Source organism: Ciceribacter lividus, from assembly GCF_003337715.1.
GTDB classification, from domain to species: Bacteria; Pseudomonadota; Alphaproteobacteria; order Rhizobiales; family Rhizobiaceae; genus Allorhizobium; species Allorhizobium lividum.
In genome coordinates, this window is sequence record NZ_QPIX01000016.1 from 1 (window position 1) to 22,388 (window position 22,388).

At 64.6% G+C, this 22,388-nt stretch carries 25 protein-coding genes; 16 read left to right on the top strand and 9 right to left on the bottom strand.

All coding sequences use genetic code 11. The features are described 5' to 3' along the window. Positions 1-137: fumarylacetoacetate hydrolase family protein (locus DFR48_RS20635; RefSeq protein WP_147273562.1), on the top strand; the 137-nt coding region annotated here is incomplete at its 5' end. 52 nt (positions 138-189) lie between these two features. Here DFR48_RS20635 and DFR48_RS20640 read toward each other — a convergent pair. Next, positions 190-1,104 carry a sugar kinase gene (locus DFR48_RS20640; RefSeq protein WP_114365105.1) on the bottom strand — a complete coding sequence of 305 codons (915 nt, stop codon included), beginning with the start codon at positions 1,102-1,104 and terminating at the stop codon, positions 190-192. Next, complete coding sequence (locus DFR48_RS20645; protein ID WP_114365106.1) at positions 1,101-1,802, bottom strand: GntR family transcriptional regulator; 702 nt, start codon at positions 1,800-1,802, stop codon at positions 1,101-1,103. Before DFR48_RS20645 ends, DFR48_RS20640 begins: the two co-directional genes overlap by 4 nt. A 104-nt stretch (positions 1,803-1,906) precedes the next feature. On the opposite strand from DFR48_RS20645, the gene uxaC reads away from it, so the two are divergent. The 10 genes from uxaC to DFR48_RS20695 all read left to right on the top strand — a co-directional run bounded on the left by uxaC (position 1,907) and on the right by DFR48_RS20695 (position 12,275). Continuing rightward, positions 1,907-3,307 (top strand): glucuronate isomerase, encoded by a 1,401-nt coding sequence (uxaC, locus tag DFR48_RS20650; protein ID WP_114365107.1) that lies wholly within the window; start codon positions 1,907-1,909, stop codon positions 3,305-3,307. 31 nt (positions 3,308-3,338) lie between these two features. Next, the gene (locus DFR48_RS20655; protein ID WP_114365108.1) at positions 3,339-4,328 is read left to right on the top strand and encodes a TRAP transporter substrate-binding protein; all 990 of its coding nucleotides are present in this window, start codon (positions 3,339-3,341) and stop codon (positions 4,326-4,328) included. Between the two features lie 67 nt (positions 4,329-4,395). Then, complete coding sequence (locus tag DFR48_RS20660) at positions 4,396-4,917, top strand: TRAP transporter small permease (RefSeq protein ID WP_170141954.1); 522 nt, start codon at positions 4,396-4,398, stop codon at positions 4,915-4,917. Between the two features lie 2 nt (positions 4,918-4,919). After that, complete coding sequence (locus DFR48_RS20665; RefSeq protein WP_114365110.1) at positions 4,920-6,200, top strand: TRAP transporter large permease; 1,281 nt, start codon at positions 4,920-4,922, stop codon at positions 6,198-6,200. Positions 6,201-6,207: 7 nt separating this feature from the next. Further along, positions 6,208-6,531, top strand: a complete 324-nt coding sequence (locus DFR48_RS20670; protein ID WP_114365111.1) for a cupin domain-containing protein — start codon at positions 6,208-6,210, stop codon at positions 6,529-6,531. 23 nt (positions 6,532-6,554) lie between these two features. Next, positions 6,555-7,376, top strand: coding sequence for a 5-dehydro-4-deoxy-D-glucuronate isomerase (gene kduI, locus DFR48_RS20675; protein WP_114365112.1), 822 nt, complete (start codon positions 6,555-6,557; stop codon positions 7,374-7,376). After that, entirely contained in the window at positions 7,373-8,122 is a 750-nt protein-coding gene (gene kduD / locus DFR48_RS20680) for a 2-dehydro-3-deoxy-D-gluconate 5-dehydrogenase KduD (protein ID WP_114365113.1), read from the top strand. Before kduI ends, kduD begins: the two co-directional genes overlap by 4 nt. Beyond that, on the top strand, positions 8,079-9,557 hold the full coding sequence (locus DFR48_RS20685) for a mannitol dehydrogenase family protein (RefSeq protein ID WP_114365114.1): 1,479 nt from the start codon (positions 8,079-8,081) through the stop codon (positions 9,555-9,557). Before kduD ends, DFR48_RS20685 begins: the two co-directional genes overlap by 44 nt. Further along, positions 9,554-10,750 carry a mannonate dehydratase gene (gene uxuA, locus DFR48_RS20690; protein ID WP_114365115.1) on the top strand — a complete coding sequence of 399 codons (1,197 nt, stop codon included), beginning with the start codon at positions 9,554-9,556 and terminating at the stop codon, positions 10,748-10,750. Before DFR48_RS20685 ends, uxuA begins: the two co-directional genes overlap by 4 nt. Further along, positions 10,743-12,275, top strand: coding sequence for a UxaA family hydrolase (locus DFR48_RS20695; protein ID WP_114365116.1), 1,533 nt, complete (start codon positions 10,743-10,745; stop codon positions 12,273-12,275). The genes uxuA and DFR48_RS20695 overlap by 8 nt, the downstream gene beginning before the upstream one ends. Before the next feature lie 84 nt (positions 12,276-12,359). Here the strand turns inward: DFR48_RS20695 and DFR48_RS20700 are convergent, their stop codons facing one another. Next, a complete protein-coding gene (locus DFR48_RS20700) occupies positions 12,360-13,793 on the bottom strand; it encodes an NAD(P)(+) transhydrogenase (Re/Si-specific) subunit beta (RefSeq protein ID WP_114365117.1) in 1,434 nt (477 codons plus the stop codon). 15 nt (positions 13,794-13,808) lie between these two features. Beyond that, positions 13,809-15,383, bottom strand: a complete 1,575-nt coding sequence (locus DFR48_RS20705) for a Re/Si-specific NAD(P)(+) transhydrogenase subunit alpha (RefSeq protein WP_114365118.1) — start codon at positions 15,381-15,383, stop codon at positions 13,809-13,811. Between the two features lie 283 nt (positions 15,384-15,666). On the opposite strand from DFR48_RS20705, the gene DFR48_RS20715 reads away from it, so the two are divergent. Then, positions 15,667-15,831, top strand: coding sequence for a DUF1328 domain-containing protein (locus DFR48_RS20715; protein WP_114365120.1), 165 nt, complete (start codon positions 15,667-15,669; stop codon positions 15,829-15,831). Positions 15,832-15,943: 112 nt separating this feature from the next. Here the strand turns inward: DFR48_RS20715 and DFR48_RS20720 are convergent, their stop codons facing one another. Further along, a complete protein-coding gene (locus tag DFR48_RS20720) occupies positions 15,944-16,510 on the bottom strand; it encodes an RNA polymerase sigma factor (protein WP_114365121.1) in 567 nt (188 codons plus the stop codon). Between the two features lie 232 nt (positions 16,511-16,742). On the opposite strand from DFR48_RS20720, the gene DFR48_RS20730 reads away from it, so the two are divergent. Next, positions 16,743-16,907 (top strand): DUF1328 domain-containing protein, encoded by a 165-nt coding sequence (locus DFR48_RS20730; RefSeq protein WP_114365123.1) that lies wholly within the window; start codon positions 16,743-16,745, stop codon positions 16,905-16,907. Positions 16,908-17,007: 100 nt separating this feature from the next. Here DFR48_RS20730 and DFR48_RS20735 read toward each other — a convergent pair whose 3' ends face one another. Beyond that, the gene (locus DFR48_RS20735; protein WP_114365124.1) at positions 17,008-17,346 is read right to left on the bottom strand and encodes a hypothetical protein; all 339 of its coding nucleotides are present in this window, start codon (positions 17,344-17,346) and stop codon (positions 17,008-17,010) included. Positions 17,347-17,476: 130 nt separating this feature from the next. Here DFR48_RS20735 and DFR48_RS20740 point away from each other — a divergent pair, with 130 nt between their 5' ends. After that, positions 17,477-17,674 (top strand): NepR family anti-sigma factor, encoded by a 198-nt coding sequence (locus DFR48_RS20740; RefSeq protein ID WP_114365125.1) that lies wholly within the window; start codon positions 17,477-17,479, stop codon positions 17,672-17,674. A gap of 51 nt (positions 17,675-17,725) precedes the next feature. Here DFR48_RS20740 and DFR48_RS20745 read toward each other — a convergent pair whose 3' ends face one another. Together DFR48_RS20745 and DFR48_RS20750 are read right to left on the bottom strand one after the other, a co-directional pair. Further along, positions 17,726-18,163, bottom strand: a complete 438-nt coding sequence (locus tag DFR48_RS20745; protein ID WP_114365126.1) for a hypothetical protein — start codon at positions 18,161-18,163, stop codon at positions 17,726-17,728. A gap of 4 nt (positions 18,164-18,167) precedes the next feature. Further along, a complete protein-coding gene (locus DFR48_RS20750) occupies positions 18,168-18,527 on the bottom strand; it encodes an ElaB/YgaM/YqjD family protein (protein ID WP_114365127.1) in 360 nt (119 codons plus the stop codon). Positions 18,528-18,776: 249 nt separating this feature from the next. On the opposite strand from DFR48_RS20750, the gene DFR48_RS20755 reads away from it, so the two are divergent. Both DFR48_RS20755 and DFR48_RS20760 read left to right on the top strand, forming a co-directional pair. Next, positions 18,777-19,733, top strand: coding sequence for a D-2-hydroxyacid dehydrogenase (locus DFR48_RS20755; protein ID WP_114365128.1), 957 nt, complete (start codon positions 18,777-18,779; stop codon positions 19,731-19,733). 108 nt (positions 19,734-19,841) lie between these two features. After that, positions 19,842-20,915 carry an enoyl-CoA hydratase/isomerase family protein gene (locus DFR48_RS20760; protein ID WP_114365129.1) on the top strand — a complete coding sequence of 358 codons (1,074 nt, stop codon included), beginning with the start codon at positions 19,842-19,844 and terminating at the stop codon, positions 20,913-20,915. 31 nt (positions 20,916-20,946) lie between these two features. Here the strand turns inward: DFR48_RS20760 and DFR48_RS20765 are convergent, their stop codons facing one another. After that, the gene (locus DFR48_RS20765) at positions 20,947-22,356 is read right to left on the bottom strand and encodes a helix-turn-helix domain-containing protein (RefSeq protein ID WP_114365130.1); all 1,410 of its coding nucleotides are present in this window, start codon (positions 22,354-22,356) and stop codon (positions 20,947-20,949) included. Positions 22,357-22,388: the final 32 nt, after the last annotated feature.

Sequence of the window (22,388 nt, forward strand, 5' to 3'; positions counted from 1 at the left end):
GCGACGTCATCTCCACCGGTACGCCCCCCGGCGTCGGAATGGGCATGAAGCCGCCCCGCTACCTCAGGGACGGCGACATCGTCGAACTCGGTATCGAAGGCCTCGGCACACAAAAACAGACCTTCAGAGCCGATTGATCAGACGACGCGAGGCGAGCGGGTTTCCCGCTCGCCCATTGCCTTCGAGGCTTCACACATCGATGTCGACGAGTGCCCCGCGCTTGCCGATCACCTGCGCGGCGACCTGCGCGCCACGGCCGATCGCATCCCCCAGTGACGCCCCCGAAAGCCGCGCCGAAAGGAAGCCGGCATTGAAGCTGTCGCCGGCGGCGGTGGTGTCGACAACCTGGGCGACAGGCTGCGGATCGAAGGTGACGACACCCTCCTCGCGCCCCTCCGCATGGATGCGGCCGACGCCGTTCTTCACGACGATCGTCGAGGCCCCGGCGTTCCGGTAGCGGGCGATCGTTTCAAGCGGCGACGTCTCGCCGTAATATTGCCCGTCCTCGTCAAAGGAGGGCAGCACGATATCCGCGACTTCGGCGGCCGCCGCCACCGCCGCGCACATCACCGCGACATTGGGCCAAAGCCTCAGCCGCATGTTCGGATCGAAGGCGACACGCGTTCCCCGCCGACGCGCCTCGGCAAGGGCGTAGAGAAGGTTGCGGCGGTCCTCCTCGGACAGGATTGCAAGCGTGATGCCGGAAAAAAGCACGATGTCCGTCCCGGCGAGCGCCGCCGAAAGCACCTCGCGATCGCGCGCGAGCAGCTTTGCCGCGGACTGGCCGCGCCAGTAGGAGAAGCTGCGCTCGCCGTTGTCGAGTTCGATCATGTAGAGGCCGACGGTGCGACCGGAAATGCGCAGGACGCTGTCCGTACCGATGCCCGCCTTCTGCATGAAGCCGAGCATGTGATCGGAAATCCGGTCTTCGCCGACGGCCGAGCAGTAATCGACCGACCAGGCCTCCGGCAGCAGGCGGCGCATATACCAGGCCGTGTTGAAGGTATCGCCCGCGAAATTGCGCGTATACGCCCCGTCGGCGCGTGGCGCCATCTCGACCATGCATTCGCCGATCGCAAGAACCCGGTGATGTCTTTCGTTCATTTCTCGTCCGCCGCGAAATACTGCCCGTGGCTTTCCCGGATGCGACCGATGATTCCCTTGATCCGCGAAAGATGGACGCGCATGCAGGCCGCAGCAGCATCCCCGTCATGTGCCTTCAGCGCCTTCAGGATCTCGATGTGATCCGCAAACGCGCTCTGCGCTCCGAAGGAAAGGCTAAGATACCGGACCCGATCCATATGCGCCTTGCTGTCGCGGATCAGCGCCCAGGCAAAGTCGTGACCGGACATGTCGCAGATTCGCTTGTGAAAGTCATCATCGAGCGCATGAAACAGAACCTTGTCATCCGTCTCCATCGCTTTGCGCTGTCTCGCGATCAACTCTTCCAGCTCGTCCATCTGCTGGTCGGAGAGCACCGCAGCAGCGGCCCGGACCGTTTCCATCTCGAGCGCCGTACGGATGAACCGCGCCTGCAGGACGCCCTTCTCCGAGATATGGGTGACGACCGTCGCGCGCTGCGGGCGGATGAGCAGGAAACCGAGCTGCGACAGCCGGTAGAAGGCGTCGCGCACAGGCTGCCGCGAGACACCCATTTGCTTTGCGACCTCCACTTCCGACAGCTTGGTGCCCGGCGGCAGGTCGAGCTCGACCACCTGATGGTAGAGCTGCTCGAATACCAGTTCCGTAACCGATGGCACGCGCAGGCTGTCCACCGCGCGAAGCTGAAGCTGATCAGCCATGAAGCCTCCGTTGACTCATATTGCATACTAACATATTAGTTTACTCCGGAAATGCAAATCGCGTTTCCGAACCTTAGTGAGCAGTCGGCGAGGAGGCCACGGATTTGCTGCAGGAGAACAGGCTTTTCCCGATTGAATCGACGGCCCGCGGCATCGCCCGCAGCCTCTACGAAACCGTCCGGAGCTTGCCGATTGTCAGCCCGCACGGCCACACCGATCCGCGCTGGTTCGCGGAAAACGCACCCTTCCCCGATCCCGCCCAGCTCTTCGTCGTTCCCGACCACTACGTCTTCCGCATGCTCTGCTCGCAGGGCATCCCGCTGACCGCGCTCGGCGTGCCGCGTGTCGACGGTGGTCCGACGGAAACCGACGGCCGGAAGATCTGGCGGCTCTTTGCGGAGAACTTCCACCTCTTCCGTGGGACACCGAGCCGGCTTTGGGTCGAGCAGTCCTTCGCCGATGTCTTCGGGCTCACAAAGCGCTTCTCGGCGGAAACAGCCGACGAGTTCTATGACCACATTCAGGATTGTCTCGCGCGTCCGGAGTTCCGGCCGCGGGCGCTGTTCGAGCGCTTCGGCATCGAGGTGATCGCGACGACCGAGAGCCCGCTCGACGACCTCAAGTGGCATGAGATGATCCGGCGGTCCGGCTGGACGGGCCGCGTCGTCACCGCCTATCGGCCCGACCCTGTCGTCGACCCCGAGTTCGAAGGCTTCCGCAGCAATATCGAGCGCTTCGGCGAACTCGCCGGAACCGACGCCACCACCTGGAAGGGCTATCTGGAGGCGCATCGCATCCGCCGCGCCTTCTTCAAATCCTATGGCGCGACGAGTTCCGACCATGGCCACGCGACCGCCCGCACCGAGGACCTGCCGCAGGCAGACGCAGCCGCCCTTTTTGAGAAGGCGCTCGCCGGCCGCTGCACGCCGCAGGAAGCCGATGCCTTCCGCGGCCACATGCTGACCGAGATGGCGCGCATGAGCCTCGAAGACGGGCTCATCTTGCAGATCCACCCCGGTTCGTGGCGCAACCATTCCGCCGGGGTCATGGCAATGCACGGGCGTGACAAGGGTTTCGACATTCCGACGCGTACCGATTACGTCCGCGCCCTGAAGCCGCTGCTCGACGCCGTCGGCATGCGGCCGGAACTCACCGTCATCCTGTTCACGCTCGACGAGACGAGCTATTCTCGCGAACTGGCGCCGCTTGCCGGCGCCTACCCGGCACTGAAGCTCGGACCCGCCTGGTGGTTCTTCGACAGCGCCGAGGGCATGCGCCGCTTTCGTGAACTGACGACCGAGACCGCGGGCTTCTACAATACGGTCGGCTTCAACGACGACACCCGCGCATTCTGTTCGATCCCCGCCCGCCACGACGTGGCCCGCAGGGTCGACTGCGCCTATCTGGCAACGCTTGTCGCGACCGGTCGCCTCGACGAGGACGAGGCGTTCGAGGTCGCCCACGACCTCGCCTACAAGCTTGCAAAAACCGCTTACCGGCTGTGAGGACAGCTGCAACAAGAGGAGGAGAAGAGAAATGAGCATCCTGAGGAAATTCGGCCTGGCCGTCCTGGCTTCCGCCGCAATCGTCGCCTCGGCCGTGTCGGGCCAGGCCGCCGAGCTTGTGCTGCGGTCTTCCGATACGCATCCGGACGGCTACCCGACCGTCGAAGCCGTCAAGTACATGGGCAAGCTGGTCGAGGAGCGCACCAAGGGTCGCATCGGCGTCGAAGTGTTCCATTCCGCCCAGCTCGGCGAAGAGAAGGATACGATCGAGCAGACCCAGTTCGGCGTCATCGACCTCAACCGCGTCTCGCTCGGGCCGTTCAACAACATCATCGAGGAAACGCAGGTCGTTTCGCTGCCCTACATCTTCCGCTCGGTCGACCACATGCACAAGGTGATGGACGGCCCGATCGGCGATGAAATTCTCGCCGCCTTCGAAGCCCACGACCTGATCGGCCTCGCCTTCTACGACGGTGGCTCGCGCAGCTTCTACAACTCCGAAAAGCCGATCAAGTCGGTCGACGACCTGAAGGGCATGAAGTTCCGCGTCATGCAGTCCGACATGTTCGTCGACATGGTCGGCGCGCTCGGCGCCAACGCCACGCCGATGCCCTACGGCGAGGTCTACTCGGCCATCCAGACCGGCGTCATCGACGGTGCGGAAAACAACTGGCCGTCCTATGACAGTTCGGGGCACTTCGAGGTCGCGAAATACTATACGCTCGATCAGCACCTGATCGTTCCGGAAGTCCTGGTCATGTCGAAGAAGACCTGGGAGAAGCTCTCTCCCGAAAACCAGGCGATCGTTCGCCAGGCCGCAAAGGACTCTGTTCCGCATATGCGCGAACTCTGGACCGCCCAGGAGAAGAAGTCGGAAGAGAAGATTCGCGCCGCCGGAGTGGAAATCGTCGCCGACATCGACAAGACCCCGTTCATCGAAGCGATGAAGCCGGTCTATGAGAAGCATGTCACGTCCGCGAAGCTGAAGGACATGGTCGCCCGTATTCAGGCGACGGAATAACCAGGACAGGCAGGATGGCCTGCGGAGTGTCCGCCGGCCATCCTGGCGCTTACCGTGGAGGCATGGCGTGCAAGACAGTATGAAAGGCTTGGCGCGATTTACCGGTTTGCTCGCGCGTGCCGCACTCTGGGTCGCCGGAACCGGTCTGGTGCTGATGACGATCTTCATCGCCGCACAGGTGTTCTGGCGGTATATTTTGAACGACAGCCTGACCTGGAGCGAACCGGCCTCCGTGATGATCATGGGCTGGTTCATCTTCCTCGGGGCCGCCGTCGGCATCCGCGAGGGCTATCATCTCTCGTTCGACATCCTGCTCTACGTTCTGCCGGATCGCGTCAAGAGCTGGCTGCACACGCTTTCCGACTTCGCGGTCGCGGCCTTCGGCGGTGGCATGATCTGGTTCGGGTCCTCGCTCGCCTACAAGACCGCCGGCAACATGGTGCCGAGCCTCGGGATTTCGGGAGCGTTCGACTTCATCCCGATCGTCGGCGGCGGCGTCCTTGTCGTCCTTTTCTCGGCTGAACGGGTGCTGCGGCGGATCGCGGGGCTGCCGACCGCGCGCTTCGGCGACGCGCCGCTGGAGGAATAATCATGGAACTCTGGGTCCTTTTCGGCACCTTCGTCTTTCTCCTGCTGATCGGCACGCCCGTCGCCTTCTGCCTCGGAATTTCGAGCTTTGCGACCGTGCTCTATCTCGGACTGCCGCCGGTGGTCGTCTTCCAGCGTCTCAATTCCGGCGTCTCCGTCTTCGCGTTGATGGCAATCCCGTTCTTCATCTATGCCGGCGACCTGATGGTGCGCGGCGACATCGCCCGCCGCCTCGTCGCGCTTGCCGGCGGGCTCGTCGGCCACCTGCGCGGCGGCCTCGGACAGGTCAACGTGCTGGCCTCGGTCATGTTCGGCGGCGTGTCCGGCTCGGCCGCGGCGGACGCGTCCGCTGTCGGCGGCCTGATGGTCCCGCAGATGAAGGCGCGCGGCTATGACGTCGACTATGCCGTCAACGTAACGGTGGTCGGCTCGATCATCGCCCTGATGATCCCGCCGTCGCACAACATGATCATCTATTCGATCTCGGCAGGCGGGCGCATCTCGATCGCCGACCTCTTCACCGCCGGCATCATCCCCGGCCTGCTGCTTGCAATATCGCTGATGGTCGCCGCCTGGTTCGTCGCCAGACGCCGCGGCTATCCGACCGAACCCTTCCCGGGCTTCCGCGCCCTCGGCGGTCTGCTCGCCTCGGCGGTGCCCGGGCTCATCCTCGTGGCGATCATCTTCGGCGGCGTCCGTTCCGGCATCTTCACCGCATCGGAATCCTCCAACATCGCCGTCGTCTACGCCCTTCTGGTCACGCTCCTCGTCTATCGAACGCTGAGCTGGAACGACTTCCTCGAAGCGACCTTCGCCGCGGTGCGTACCACGGCCATGGTGCTGATGGTCATCGGCTGCGCGGCATCCTTCGGCTGGCTGCTCGCATACCTGCGGGTTCCGGCCTCCATGGTCGCACTGCTGCAGGGCTTTTCCGACAATCCGATCGTGATCCTGCTGTTGCTGAACGTCGTGCTGCTGATCCTCGGCACGTTCATGGACATGTCGCCGCTGATCGTCATCACGACGCCGATCTTCCTGCCGGTGGCCACAGCCTTCGGCATCGATCCGGTTCATTTCGGCGTCATCCTCGTCCTCAACCTCGGCATCGGACTTTGCACGCCACCGGTGGGCGCCGTGCTCTTCGTCGGCTGCGCGGTCGGCCGAATTCCGATATCGCAGGCGATGAAGACGATCTGGCCCTTCTACGGCGCAGCCTTCGGAACGCTGGTGCTCGTCAGCTACATTCCGACCCTGTCGCTGTGGCTTCCCTCCGTCTTCCGATAGGATTTCCATGTCCTCAAGCCGCCTGAGAGTGTTTCCAGAGGTCGACGCCGGCAACGGCGTCGAGCGCCGTGTTCTCGCCGACAGCCCGGAACTGATGGTCGTCGAATTCCGCTTTCCGGAAGGGGGTGCCGGCGCGCTGCACCACCACCCGCACGTCCAGTCGACCTATGTGAAATCCGGCCGGTTCGCCTTCACGGTCGGTGAGGAGACCTTCGAGATCGGGCCGGGCGACAGCTTCGTCATCCCCTCGAACGCCGTCCATGGCTGCAGGGCGCTGGCGGCCGGCGTCCTGATCGACACGTTCACACCACGCCGCGACGATTTTCTATGACCGATACGAAGAAGGAGTGAGCCATGCTCAACGTTGAAATCCGCCACGCCATCGATCCGCAGACCGCCAGAACCTTCGACACCACGGCGTTACGGAAGAATTTCCATGTCGGCGACATCTTCATGCCGGGCGAAATCAGGCTCATCTACACCCACTACGACCGCATGATCGTCGGTGGTGCGGTCCCTGCCGGCGCGAGCCTCGTCCTCGACGAGGTGAAGCCCTGCGGCACCGCCTCCATCCTCGACCGCCGCGAAATGGTGATCGTCAATATCGGCGGCGAAGGCACCGTCCTCGCCGACGGCGAATATGTGATGGCGAAGGGCGACATGCTCTATCTCGGCATGGGAGCAGGCCCCGTCACCTTCTCCGGCGACGGCCGCTTCTACATCCTTTCGGCACCCGCCCATCACGCCTATCCGTCGCGCCTCATCCGTATCGACGAGGCGACGAACATGTCGCTCGGCGCGCAGGAGACCTCCAACGAACGCACCATCTACCAGTTCGTGCATCCGGACGTGATGAAGTCCTGCCAGCTCGTCGTCGGCATGACCAAGCTTGCCAAGGGCTCCATCTGGAATACGATGCCGGCCCATGTCCACGACCGTCGCATGGAGGCTTATCTCTATTTCGATCTCGCCGAAAACCAGCGTGTCTTCCACATGATGGGCGAGCCGGACGAAACGCGCCATCTCGTCCTGAAAAACGAGGAAGGCGCGATCTCCCCGCCGTGGTCGATCCATAGCGGCGCGGGAACCGGCGCCTACACCTTCATCTGGGCGATGGCTGGCGACAACGTCGACTACAGGGACGTCGAGATGGTCTCGATGGAGACGCTACGATGAGCGCCCTGTTTTCCCTTGCCGGAAAGCGCGCACTCGTCACCGGCGCCAATACCGGCATCGGTCAGGCGATCGCCTGCTCGCTCGCGGAAGCCGGCGCCGATGTCGTCTGTGCCGGCCGTTCCTCCGTCGCCGAGACGATAGACCTCATCACCGGGGCCGGCGGCAAGGCCGAAGGCCTCGCGCTCGACCTCGCCGACCCGATTGCCGCAGCCAAAGCATTGGAAACGCTGGCGGTGCCCGTCGACATTCTCGTCAACAATGCCGGCATCATCCGACGCGCCGATGCTGTCGATTTCACTGAAGCCGACTGGGACGAAGTGATGGACGTGAACCTGAAGGCCGTCTTCTTCCTGAGCCAGGCCTTCGCGCGCCAGGTCCTCGCCCGTGGCGCCACGGGGCGGATCATCAACATCGCCTCCATGCTCTCCTTCCAGGGGGGCATCCGCGTTGCCTCCTACACCGCCTCGAAAAGCGGCGTGGCGGGGCTGACCAAGCTGCTCGCCAATGAATGGGCGGCGAAGGGGATCAACGTCAACGCGATCGCGCCGGGCTACATCGCGACCAACAACACCGAGGCGCTGCGGGCCGATCCGGACCGCAGCAAGGCGATCCTCGACCGCATTCCGGCCGGCCGCTGGGGCGACCCGGAGGACATCGGCGGCGCTGCCGTCTTCCTCGCCTCGCCGGCGGCAAAATACATCCATGGTGCAATCCTCAACGTCGACGGAGGCTGGCTTGCCCGCTGATCTTCCCCGTCTCCACCGGCCCGACGGCAAGCGTCCGCGGCCCGGCATCGTCCATCTCGGCCTCGGCGCCTTCTTCCGCGCCCATGGTGCGGTCTACATCTCCGAGGCCATGGAGAAATCCGGCGGCGACTGGGGCATCGTCGGCGTCAGCCTGGTGCGGCCCGACCAACGCGACCTGCTGGCGCCCCAGGACTATGCCTACACGGCGCTCGAACTCGGGCCCGAAGGCGAGACGCCGCGCGTCATCACCGCTGTCGACCGCGTGCTGGTCGCCCGCGAAGATCCGCAGACGGTACTCGCCGCGATGAGCGATCCGGCAATCCGCATCGTCACGCTGACGGTCACGGAAAAGGGATACTGTCACGAACCCTCGACCGGCCGGCTCAATCGCCAGCACCCCGACATCGTCCATGACTTGGCGCATCCGGACACACCGCTGTCGGCGGTCGGCTATCTCGTGCGGGCGCTGGAGCGCCGGCGAAACGCCGGACAGCGTCCCTTCACCGTACTCTGCTGCGACAACCTTCCCGAAAACGGCAAGGTGGTGAAGGGCGTCGTCATCGAGCTTGCCGGGCTCATCGATCCCGCGCTTGCCGACTGGATTTCCACCGAAGGCGCCTTCCCGTCGACGATGGTGGACCGGATCGTGCCGGCGACCAAGCCGGAGGATATCGAACGGCTGGCGGCGATGACCGGTGTTCTCGACCTCTCGCCGGTCATGCACGAGCCCTTCCGGCAGTGGGTGGTCGAAGATCGCTTCGTCGACGGTTCCCGTCCCGATCTCGGCGCGGTCGGCGTGCAACTGGTGGACGATGTGACGCCTTTCGAGCACATGAAGCTGCGCTGCCTCAACGGCACCCACTCCTCCCTCGCCTATCTCGGCTATCTCGCCGGACACGAGACGATCAGCGACACGGTCGCCGATCCCTCCTTCGCAAAGTTCTGCAAGCGGCTCTGGCGCGAGGAAATCGTGCCCGGCCTCAAAGCACCGGAAGGGGTCGACCTCTCCGCCTATACCGACGCGCTCTTCGAGCGCTATTCGAACCCGGCGATCCGCCATCGGACCTGGCAGATCGCCATGGACGGATCGCAGAAGCTGCCACAGCGCATCCTCTCGACCATCGCCGAGAACCTGAAGGCCGGACGGCCTTTCGCCGGACTGGCGCTCGCGGTCGCCGCCTGGATGCGCTATGTCGGCGGCATCGACGAGAAAGGCAACCCGATCGACGTGCGCGACCCGCTCGCCGCGCGCCTGAAGAGCCTGAGCGACGCCGCAAACGGCGCCGACGGCAAAGTCGCGGCACTCCTCGGGGTCACGGAGATCTTCCCTCCGGCGCTTGCCGCAGATGAGGGTTTTCACGCGGCGCTTGCCAAAGCCTATGCGGGTTTGCTTGAAAAGGGAGCCGCACGCATGGTGGAGGAGGTCGGCGCATGATCGAGAGCTGGCGCTGGTACGGACCGTTTGACGCGATCACGCTGCCCGAAATCGCCCAGACGGGCGCGACCGGCATCGTCACCGCCCTTCACGAAATCCCCTATGGCGAAGTCTGGCCGGAAGAGACAATCCGCGACCGCCAGGAAGAGATTGCAGCGGACCGCAACCTCGGTCTCTACTGGAACGTCGTGGAGAGCCTGCCCGTCCACGAGGATATCAAGCGCGGCGAAGGCGATCTCGAGCGCCTTTTTGCCAACTACCGACAATCGCTGCGCAATCTCGCCGCCTGCGGCATCTCGACCGTCTGTTACAACTTCATGCCGCTTCTCGACTGGACACGCACACAACTCGACGCGCCGGCACCGCGCGGCGGAACCGCCTTGCGTTTCTCGCAGCCGCACATGGCCGCCTTCGAGATCTTCATGCTCGAACGGGAAGGCGCGGAAGCCGATTACAGCGACGAAGTCCGCGAGGCCGCGCGGGAGTGGTACGAGGCCTCGAGCGCCGGCCTGCGCCAGAACCTCCTGAACTCGATCATGGCCGGCCTGCCGGGCGCCTTCGACCGCTACGACATAGAGGGTCTCAGGGAAAAGCTGAAGCAGTACACAGGTATCGGCCGCGATGAACTGAGGGCGAACTACGCCCGTTTCCTCGCCGAGGTGGTGCCCGCGGCCGAAGAGTTCGGCATTCGCCTCTGCGTCCATCCGGATGACCCGCCGCGCAATATCCTCGGCCTGCCGCGCATCGTCTCGACCGGCGACGACATCGAGTGGATTCTTGCCAGTCAGGACAGCCCCTCGAACGGGCTCACCCTCTGTTCCGGCTCGCTCGGCGCCAATCCGGCCAACGACGTGCCGGCGATCGCCCGCCGCTTCGCGCCGCGCATCCATTTCGCGCACCTGCGCAACGTCGCCAAGGAGCCGGACGGCTCGTTCCAGGAAGCCGCCCATCTCGGTGGCGACACCGACATGGTCGCGCTCATCGCCGCGCTGGTCGCCGAAGAACGGCGCCGGCGACAGGAGGGGCGTGCCGACGTCTCCATCCCTTACCGCCCCGACCACGGCCACGAATTGCTGGACGATCTCGGCCGCGGCACCCATCCCGGCTATCCGCTGATCGGCCGGATGCGTGGACTTGCAGAACTTCGGGGCATTGTAAAAGCCCTCCAGCACGAGAGTATTTCCTATGACTGAATCGACCGGCACCCTTCTCCTGCATGTTGACGACAACGTCGCGATCCTCACCGAGCCCGCCGTGGCAGGCAGCCGGCCGCTCGGCTTCGGCGAGCCGCTGAAGACGCCGGTCGCCCGCGGCCACAAGATCGCGCGCGTCGCCATCCCGGCAGGCCAGCATATCTACAAGTTCGGCCAGATCATCGGCTTCGCCAGCCAGCCAATCGCCGCCGGCGAGCACATCCACACCCACAACTGCGCCTTCGGCGAGCACGACCGCGACTATCGCATCGGCGCCGACCTGGAAAAGGCGAAAGCGGCGATCCCGGTCGTCGAGCCGGCGCACTTCATGGGCTACCGGCGTGCCAACGGCCAGGCCGGCACCCGCAACTTCATCGCGATCTGCGCGACGGTGAACTGTTCCGCCACCGTGATCCGGCGAGCCGCCGACGAGGTCAACCGCTCGGGCATCCTCGATCGCTACCCGAACGTCGACGGCGTCGCCGCCTTCGCCCATGGCACGGGCTGCGCGATCTCGGTGACCGGCCCGGGCTTCGACAATCTCCAGCGCGTACTCTGGGGCTACGCGACCCACCCGAACGTCGCCGCCGCCGTCTTCGTCGGGCTCGGCTGCGAGACGATGCAGATCGCCCGCATGCGCGCGCTCTACGGCGATCACGACGACAGCCGCTTCTTCTCGCTTACGATCCAGGAAACCGGTGGCACGACGCAGACCGTCCGTCGCATCGTCGACCACATCCACGAGATCCTGCCGATCGTCAACGAGGCCAAACGTGAGCCGATCCCGGCCTCGGAACTGAAGCTCGCGCTGCAATGCGGCGGCTCCGACGGCTTTTCCGGCATCACCGCCAATCCGGCGCTCGGCGTCGCAAGCGACCTGCTGGTCGGCCTCGGCGGCACGGTCGTGCTTTCCGAAACGCCGGAAATCTACGGCGCCGAACAGCTCCTGTTGCGCCGCGCCGCCTCGAAGGAGGTCGCCGACAAGCTGATCGAGCGCATCACCTGGTGGGAGAACTACTGTCGGATCAACGACGGGTCGATGGACAACAATCCGAGCCCGGGCAACAAGCTCGGCGGCCTGACGACCATCCTCGAAAAGTCGCTGGGTGCGGCCGCCAAGGCCGGTAGCACGCCAATGACGGACGTCCTCCTCTATGGCGAGAAGATCACCGGCCCCGGCTTCGTCTTCATGGACACACCCGGCTACGACCCTGTGGCGGCGACGGGACAGATCGCCGGCGGGGCCCAGCTCGTCTGCTTCACCACCGGCCGCGGCTCGGCCTTCGGCTCGAAGCCGGCGCCGACCATCAAGCTTTCGACGAGCAGCAGGCTCTACAACGAGATGCACGACGACATGGACATCAACTGCGGCGACATCATCACCGAGGGCGTATCTCTCGAGGCCAAGGGCCGCGAGATTCTCGACCACGTGCTGGCGACCGCATCCGGGCAGAAGACCAAATCCGAATTGCTCGGCCTCGGCGACAACGAGTTCGTGCCCTGGCAGGTCGGCGCCGTCATGTGAGACGGCTTCGGCCGCACATCCCCTGAAACGCAAAACCGGAGCAGGTCGCCCTGCTCCGGTTCTTTATTGCGTCGCCGCTGACGGTCAGCGGATCATCGGCAACAGGCTGTCGAGCGACTTCTTGGCGTCGCCATAGAACATCCGCGTGTTCTCCTTGTAGAAGAGCGGGTTCTCGATGCCGGAATAGCCGGTCCCCTGGCCGCGTTTCGAAACGAAGACCTGCTTCGCCTTCCAGACCTCCAGCACCGGCATGCCGGCGATCGGAGAGTTCGGGTCTTCCTGTGCAGCCGGATTGACGATGTCGTTCGAGCCGATGACAATCGCGACGTCCGTGTTCGGGAAGTCCTCGTTGATCTCGTCCATCTCGAGCACGATGTCGTACGGCACCTTCGCTTCCGCGAGCAGCACGTTCATGTGGCCCGGTAGGCGACCCGCCACCGGATGGATGGCGAAGCGCACTTCCTTGCCGGCGGCGCGCAGCTTGCGGGTGAGTTCGGAGACAGACTGCTGCGCCTGCGCCACCGCCATCCCGTAGCCCGGCACGATGATGACCGAATCCGCGTCGTTGAGCGCGTTTGCGACCCCTTCGGCATCGATCGCGATCTGTTCCCCGGTCACTTCCATCTGCGGACCGGTTGTGCCGCCGAAGCCGCCCAGGATGACCGAGATGAAGGAGCGGTTCATCGCCTTGCACATGATGTAGGAGAGGATCGCACCCGACGAACCGACCAGTGCGCCGACGACAATCAAAAGATCGTTCGACAGCGAGAAGCCGATCGCCGCGGCCGCCCAGCCCGAATAACTGTTCAGCATCGACACGACCACCGGCATGTCGGCGCCGCCGATGCCCATGATCAGGTGGTAGCCGATGAAAAAGGCGAGCAGCGTCATCAGGATGATCGTCCAGGCGCCGGAGCCGCCGACATACATGAAGAGCAGAGCGAGCGACAGCAACGCCGCACCGGCATTCAGCACGTGACCGCCGGGCAGTTTCTTCGCCTTGCCGTCGACGCGGCCGGCGAGCTTGCCGAACGCGACCACGGACCCGGTGAAGGTGACCGCCCCGATGAACACGCCGAGGAACACCTCGACCTTGAGGATGACCTGTTCGACGGCCGTCTTGTGCGCGAGCACCGCCGCGAAGCCTTCGAGCGACGCCCGGCTCGCCTCGTCCATCGCAAGCACGCGGCCGAGTTCAATATGGGCATTGAAGCCGATGAAGACCGCCGCGAGGCCGACCAGAGAGTGCATGGCCGCGACGAGCTGCGGCATCTCGGTCATCTGGACGCGCTTGGCGACCACCCAGCCGATCGCACCACCAGCGCCGATCATGATGGCAGAGAGGAGCCAGTTGCCCTTGCCGGGTCCGTAGAGCGTCGCCGCAACGGCGAGCCCCATGCCGACGATGCCGTACCAGACGGCGCGCTTGGCGCTCTCCTGGCCCGAAAGCCCGCCGAGCGAAAGGATGAAGAGAACAGCCGCGACCACGTAGGCGGCAGTGGTAAATCCGTATTCCATCGTGCCTCTCCCGCCTTACGACTTCTGGAACATGGCGAGCATGCGCCGGGTGACCATGAAGCCACCGAAGATGTTGATCCCGGCCATGAACACCGAGAGCGCACCGAGCACGATCACGAGGAAATTGCCGGAGCCGATCTGCATCAGCGCCCCGAGGATGATGATAGACGAGATCGCGTTGGTGACCGCCATCAGCGGGGTATGCAGCGAGTGCGACACGTTCCAGATGACCTGGAAGCCGACGAAGCACGAAAGAACGAAGACGATGAAGTGGCTCATGAAGCTCGCCGGAGCATAGAGGCCGGCAAGCAGGATCAGCGCACCGCCACCGGCGAGCATCGCCACCTGGTTGCGGGTCTGGGCCTTGAAGGCGGCGACCTCCTGCGCGCGCTTCTCTTCGGGCGTCAGTTCCTTGGGCTTTTCCTTCGGCTTCTGCGCCGCGATCGCCTGGATCTTCGGCGGCGGCGGCGGATACGTGATCTCGCCCTCGAACGTAACCGTCGCCCCGCGGATGACGTCGTCTTCCATGTTGTGGACGAGCTTGCCGTCCTTGCCGGGCGTCAGGTCCGTCATCATGTGACGGACGTTGGTCGAGTAGAGCGTCGATGCCTGGGCCGCCATGCGGCTCGGGAAGTCCGTATAGCCGATGACGATGACGCCGTTGTCCGACACGATGCGCTGGTCTGCGACCGTGAGATCGCAATTGCCGCCGCGCTCGGCGGCGAGGTCGACGACGACAGAACCGGGCTTCATCGCCGCCACCATGTCGGCGAGCCAGAGCTTCGGCGCGTCACGGCCGGGAATCAGCGCCGTCGTGATGACGATGTCGATCTCAGGCGCGATCTCGCGGAACTTCTTGAGCTGGGCTTCGCGGAACTCCGGCGACGACGGGGCGGCATAGCCGCCGGTCGCCGCACCGTCCTGTTGCTGGTCGGTGAAGTCCAGGAAGACGAACTCGGCGCCCATCGATTCGATCTGCTCGGCCACTTCCGGGCGAACGTCGAAGGCATAGGTGATCGCGCCGAGCGAGACGCTGGTGCCGACGGCGGCAAGACCGGCGACGCCGGCGCCGATGACCAGCACCTTGGCCGGCGGGATCTTGCCGGCAGCCGTCACCTGGCCAGTGAAGAAGCGCCCGAAATTGTTGCCGGCCTCGATCACCGCGCGGTAGCCCGCGATGTTGGCCATCGAGGAGAGAGCGTCCATCTTCTGGGCGCGGCTGATGCGCGGCACCATGTCCATGGCGATGACGTTGGCACCCTTGCCCTTGCAGAGATCGAGCAGCGCCTTGTTCTGCGCCGGATAGAAAAATGAAATCAACGTTTTACCGGCGCCGAGACGCTCGGCCTCCGCCGTTTCCGGCGGCCGTACCTTGGCAATCACGTCGGCGGTCGCATAGAGCGCCTCGGCGCTGTCGACGACGTCGACTCCGGCGGCACGATAGGCGTCGTCGGAGAAGCCGGCCGCCTTGCCGGCGCCGCTTTCGATGATGCAGTCATAACCCAGTTTGCGGAGTTGCGTCGCGCTGTCCGGCGTCATCGCCACGCGCGCTTCCCCCTCGAACACTTCCCTTGGCGAACCTATCTTCAAGCCAGTCTCCCCTTCGCGTCCCAGAAATCCCGTCCTGATTTCGTGATGAAACACGATCAGAATGGGACCGTTCTGTCCAGATCATTGCAGCCTTTTTTCCAACCCTGTCGGCGCATCGTCCTGCAGGAATGCACCGATCTTCGGCCATAGCGAAGAAATGGCCTGCCCGAAAGGCCGTTCAGCGGCCAATCCGTCCACCGGATGCGAAATTTGCGCCGGTTCCTGCGCGGGAACAAATTCGCCGACGGACCATTTATTCCGCAATCGAAGAAGGAGGCCCATCGTGCTGAAATGGATTCTGATATTCCTGCTGATTGCTGCCGTCGCAAGCCTTCTCGGGTTTCGCGGTGTGGCCAGCGCATCCGCGACCGTCGCACGGGTCCTGATCTTCATCGTTCTGGTGATCCTGATCATCGCCTTGTTCACCGGCATCGTCATCGTCGCCTGACGACAGGACGGTACCGGCACGGCGAACAGGCCGCGTTCCCGCCCCCTGCAACTTGGGGATGCCGCCATTCTGATGTCGGGATTTTCCGGTCGTGGTCCGAGGCCGACCGGCCTTAGGTCGCAAAGGCCCGCTTGGTCACGGCGGCATCGTTGGGGTCCGGGCCGTAATCAGCCTCGCCCGACACGCCGAGAATGCCCTGCAGCTTGTTGCGGGCGCGACTGATACGACTCTTGATCGTGCCAACGGCGCAGCCACAAATCTCGGCCGCCTCCTCGTAGGCGAACCCCGAGGCGCCGACGAGAATGATCGCCTCGCGCTGGTCCGCCGGCAGCTGCTCGAGGGCCTTTCGGAAGTCCCGAAGGTCGAGCGACCCGTACTGCTGCGGGTGCGTGGCGAGTTGCGCGGTGAAGACACCGTCGGTATCGGCGACCTCGCGTCCACGCTTGCGCATTTGCGCATAGAACTCGTTGCGGAGGATCGTGAAGAGCCACGCCTTCATGTTGGTTCCGGGCTCGAAATGGTCCTGTTTCGCCCAAGCCTTGACGATCGTATCCTGCACGAGGTCGTCGGCGAGGTGGTGACGTCCTGTCAGCGAAACGGCGAACGCCCGGAGGGTCGGGAGAGCGGCGAGCATATCCCGCTTGAAACCGGTGTCCGGCGCGATTCTCTCTTGGTTCATCACGCATTGTCTCCAGTGACGTGGTGCCCCTCGGCGTTCCTTTCCGCCGCGTCGAGCCTCTCCTGAAGCTCGAGGAACGTGTCCAGCATACCTCCATTCTGCACGGATTGGTAGAACTGGCGCTTTTTTTGGCATAACCCGGAGACATGACAGCGCAACCGGCTCTTTTCGAGACCGCGGAACATTTGGCAGGGCGGAACGTTCTTGACGGACGCAGGTAAGGAGAAAAGCCATGCTTTACTACGCACTTCTCTTTCTCGTCGTCGCATTGGTCGCAGGCGTACTGGGCTTCGGCGGCATTGCCGGGGCTTCGGCCGGTATCGCGAAGATCCTCTTCTTTGTCTTTATCGTCCTCTTCCTGATATCGCTCGTGAGCCGTTTCTTCCGTAGCGTGTGACGACCGCGACATCCGGGGCCTCTGACGGCGACCATCTCGGCCGCCGCCGACTTCCCACGCGGCAGTGCAAACACGCAGAGTAGAACCGGGGACCTCTCGTTCAGTAGCGCTCAGAGGGAACCGGCACCGGCTGCCGCGCGGTGAGCGCAAGCAGGGGAACGCCAGAGGGCGCGTTGGTTTCGTCCAAGAGTGCGGCCAGGCGCTTCGGCTCGATCCGCTGGAGAATGGGCGTACGACCTGCGATCAGGTCCGCCTGAACGGGTATGCAGTCGGCATGGATGACAGGAGTGAGCCGACGGGCTTTCCTCAGCTCCCCGGGGAGGGCAGCCATGCACGCCGAGCGGCTGTCAAAGGAGAAGACGGCAACGGGCTCCTTCATGCAGCGTCCCTCGTCCGGATGGCATGCGACCAGAACCATAAGCGCGGCAAGTGTGCTCATTCCCGCCTCCCCGCCTGCATTGAGCAAAAGGAACGCGTGAGGCGCGAAAAGGTTCCTGCGCGGCGGAACTTTTCTATGCTAGTACGGTTTCTGGGGAGTTCGTTATACTGCGACGGGGTGAACGGGGTTCATGGCGGCACGGGAGAATATCAAGGCCCGCGAGGCGAAGACAAAGCGATCAGACACGGAAAGAGAATTATCCAACACCCTGATCGCTTCAAAGCTGCGAGGATACTACGATAGTATCGTCGAGGAAGGCACGCCGAAACATCTCCTGGACTTGCTGGAACGTCTCGATCACGCGGAACACAGCGGCGTCAAGAAGTGATCCATCCGGCCCGTTTCCAGGCCGTTCGCAACCGCGCTTCTCCGTCGCCGGTCAGCTCTTCCTTCCCACCCCGCCAACCTTCGCCAGCGCATAGACCAGACACCCGATCATTGCGGTGGTGGCGATCGGACTTTCACGCATCATCAGAGGCACCTCGGCGATCAATCCCGTGGTGAACGGGTCGCCCATCGTCGCGGCCATTTGCTGGCGCATCAGCGCCTCCTTGCGGGCCTGGTGGTTGAGAACCATCACGACCGCGATCACCACCAGGGCCAGGGCGATCGCCGTCAACGCCACGACGAGCGCCGCCGTGACCGGTCCCGCCGTCTCGGCGACGTAGAGCGCGAGCGCGACGACGAGTGCGGCATAGGCGGTAACAAAGAGCACGATCAGCAGGATTGCAGCGACCGTGTTGCGTTTGACGCCTTCCACAACAGGGCGGACACGCCGCAAGGCGAGGCTGGCCAGGACTTCCGCGATGAGGTTCATGGGATCAACGCCGTGTCAGCAGCGCGGCGAGGAAGCCGATGCCGGCGGCGATCCCGACCGCCTGCAACGGATTGTTGCGGATGCGGGTCTCGAGATCCTGCTCGGCCGAGGCAAGGCTTTCGCGGGCAGACTGGTAGGCCGCGGCCGAGGCGCCCGCCATCTCTGCGCCCATTTCGGTGGCGCGCGCACCCGCTTCCTGGAGCTTGGCGTTGCCGAGAGACGCGATCGCCTGCGTCAGGGCGGCGATGTCGCGGCGCAGGTTGTCGAGCTCGGCCTGAACGTCCTGGAGGTTCGCATCGGCATTGCCGATGGCCTCTTCTTGCGCCTTTTCGCCTGCCTTGCCAGTCATCGAGACTGCAGCCATGTCACTTCTCCTTCAACGATCGTCCTGTCGACAAACGCACGAGATGCGGGGCGGTTCCCGCTGCGATTGTTGTACGCCTCGGTTCCCACGGAGGCAATTGCAAAGCCGCAGCGGTAGGCGCGGAACGCCCGGCCAATCGTCGCAGGAGACCCTCATGTGGAGAAAGACTGCTTTCAGGCGGCGCGACCTTGCCCGCTCGCGCTTCGCCATTCTAATGCTGCAAGTCAGGAGACGGAGGACTGACTGCCGATGACCAGCATCGTGTTTCTGGATCGTGACACGCTCTCGCCGGAGACGACGCTTCGCGCGCCGGATTTCCCGCACGACCTGGTGCTCTACGGCCGCAGCGCCCCGGACGAGGTCGCGAGCCGGATCGCCGACGCCGACATCGTCATCACCAACAAGGCGCCGATCCGCGCCGATGCGATCGCGGGCGCACCGAGGCTGAAGCTGATCGCGGTCGCCGCAACGGGCACGGACTGCGTCGATCTCGCCGCCTGCCGTAAGGCCGGCATCACCGTCTGCAACATCCGCAACTACGCGACGAACACGGTTCCCGAGCATACCTTTGCCCTGATGCTGGCGCTGAGGCGCAGCATCGTTTCCTATCGGCAGTCGGTGATCGACGGCCGCTGGCAGGAAGCCCGGCAGTTCTGCTTCTTCGATCATCCGATCTCCGACCTCGCCGGCTCGACGCTCGGGATCATCGGCTACGGGGCGCTCGGCCGCTCCGTCGCCCGCATCGCCGAGGCCTTCGGCATGACGGTGCTGGTCGCCGACCGCAAGGGTGCCGGCATGCCGCCGTCGGGCCGGACCGCCTTCGACGAGGTGATGCGCCGAAGCGGCGTCATCACCCTGCACTGCCCGCTGAACACAGAAACCCGCGGGATCATCGCCACGCGCGAGTTCGCGCTGATGGAGCGCAGGCCGATCCTCATCAACACCGGCCGCGGCGGCCTCGTCGACGAACAGGCGCTGATGGCCGCACTCGATGCGGGACAGATCGCCGGCGCCGGCTTCGACGTGACCAACGGCGAACCGCCGGCCGCCGACAGTCCGATGATGCGGATCGCCGATCGTCCCAACGTCATCCTGACCCCGCACGTCGCCTGGGCGAGCCGGGAGGCCGTGCAGGCGCTCGCCGACCAGCTCGTCGAAAACATCGAGCTTTTCCAGCGGGGAACGCCGCGCAACGTCGTCGGCTGAACGAAACCCGACCAAAGGCAGGGAGGTCATGCCCCCGGCCATGTGCTATGAGCGGAGCGCCGCGGGTGGAGCAACGGCGCGGAAGAGGCAGGACGAGGAGGAGCATTGATGAAGTTCTTTGATGTCGCCACAGCCGGTGAAGAGGTGCTGACCGGCCGGTCGGGCACGCTCGGGCTGATCAGCCTCAATCGGCCGCGGATCATCAACAGCCTGTCGCTCGGCATGGTCCGCGCCATCGACGCTGCCCTCGACGATTTCGAGAAGGACCCGACGATCGCCGCCGTCATGGTGACGGGGGAAGGCGAGCGCGGCTTCTGTGCCGGCGGCGACATCAAGATGCTCTACGAAGGCGGCAAGGCGGGCAGCCCGGAGCCCGCGACCTTCTGGCGCGAGGAGTACCGGCTCAACGCGCGGATCGGCTCCTATCCGAAACCTTACGTGGTCCTGATCGAAGGCATCACCATGGGCGGCGGCGTCGGGCTATCCGGCCATGCCAGCCACCGGATCGCCACCGAGACGGCGCGCCTCGCCATGCCGGAGACCGGCATCGGCTTCTTCCCCGATGTCGGCGCAACCTGGCTGCTCTCGCAGGCGCCCGGCGAACTCGGCACCTATATGGGGCTCACCGGCGAGCCGGTCGGCGCGACCGATGCGATTGCCGCAGGCTTCGCCGACTGGCTGGTCGATACCTCGCAGGTTTCCGAGATCGCCGAGGCGCTCGCGTCCCTTCCCGCCACCGCCGGACACAACGACGTCGCCGCCGTCATCGCCGAGGCAGCGAACCCGGCGACGGCGCTCGCCTTCGCCGAACACCGCAACCTGATCGACCGTTGCTTCGCCTTCGACACGATCGAAGAAATCCTCGACGCTCTCAGCCTGGAGACCAGCGAGTTCGCGACAAAGGCGCGCGCCACGATGCTGACGCGCTCGCCGACGAGCCTCAAGGTGACGCTGGCGCTCCTGCGCAAGGGCCGGTCGTCGCCCGATCTCGAAACCTGCCTCGAACGCGAATTCGCCGCGACCGACCAGATCCTCCGCACGCCCGACTTCTACGAAGGCATTCGCGCCGCGATCATCGACAAGGACCGCAACCCGAAATGGTCGCCGGCCACACTGGACGCCGTCGGCCCGGCGATCGTCGACGCCTTCTTCCGGCCGCATCCCGAGCCGCTGTTCGGCTGACCGCTGCGCCTTTTGGGCGCAGGCCAGCCGTTCACTCGATTTCGTAAGGGACCGCGTTTCTGAGGCGATGGTCGACGACGAGCTTGCGCTTCAGGGGCGGCACGGCGCGGCTCGTGCATTTCGTCCGCTCGCAGATGCGGCAGGAGATGCCGATCGGATCGTAGGCGGCGCGGTTGTTGAGGTCGAGGCCGTCGGCATAGACGAATTGATCCGCGTAGGAGATTTCGCAGCCGAGCGCCAGCGCGTAGCTCGGCTGTGACGCACGGAAGCCGACCGATCCCTTGTTCACCTGCGTGGCGACGCAGAGATAGCGCACCCCGTCCGGGGTCTCGGCGAGCTGCCGGATGATCCGGCCCGGCATTTCGAAGGCCTGATGCGCATTCCAGAGCGGACAGGCTGCGCCGAAACGGGCGAACTGCAGCCGGGCGGCGCTGTGCCGCTTGGTGATGTTGCCGGCCCGGTCGATGCGGGCGAAGAAGATCGGCACGCCCTTGAGCCCCGGACGCTGCAGCGTCGACAACCGATGGCAGACCTGCTCGAGCGAGGCGCCAAAACGGGCCGCCAGAAGCTCGACGTCGTGCCGCAGCTCCCGTGCCGCCTGGTGGAAGGTGCGGTAGGGCAGGACCAGCGCACCGGCAAAGTAGTTTTCCAGCCCGAGGCGGCAGATTTCCACCGCCTCCTCGGTGCGGAATCCCGCCTGTTTCAGCACCTGCTCGATCTTCGGTGCCGCATGCATCTGGGCGATCTGCACCGCGAGCTGGAAGTCGCGCGTCGGGGCCGCCGCATAGCGGCTGATCGTCAGGATGCGGCTTGCCGGGTCGAAACGCCGGATCGCCTCGTCGCCGGCCTCGCCGCGCACGACACGCACGCCGTATCGCCGCTCGAGACAGGCGGAAAGTGCGGCGTGGTTGTCCCCCTCCCCGAGCTTGAGTTCAGCTGCGAGGTTCTCCGCCTCGACGTCGAGCTCGTGGATATAGTTGTCGACGAAATGGAAGAAGTCGCGCACCTCGTCATAGGAGGTTGTTTCGTTGGGCGCCGCACCGCCGAAGCGGTCGTCATAGCTTGCGAGCTGCTCGCTGTTGCGCCGGTAGGCCTGATGGCAGTCAATCAGCGCATGCGCGAGGCCGGGTGCGTTCTGCGTCACCAGCTTCAGCTCCTGCAGGCTCGGCGAATACTGCTCGAAGAGCGGATCGGACAGCGCCTCGGTCAGCGCCGAGAGCAGGCGGTCGTTCTGCCCGGACGAAAGCTCAGCAATGTCGATGCCGAACTTTTCCGCCAGCGCCAGCAGGACAGCGGCGGAGATCGGCCGCTGGTTGTTCTCGATCTGGTTGAGGTAGCTTGTCGAAATGCCGATCTTGTCGGCAAACTGGGCCTGGGTGGCATGGTTCGCCTGGCGCAGTTCGCGCACCTTGCGGCCGATGAAGAGTTTTCCGATTGCCATTTTGCAATTTCGCATTTTGCTGTTTGCAAATT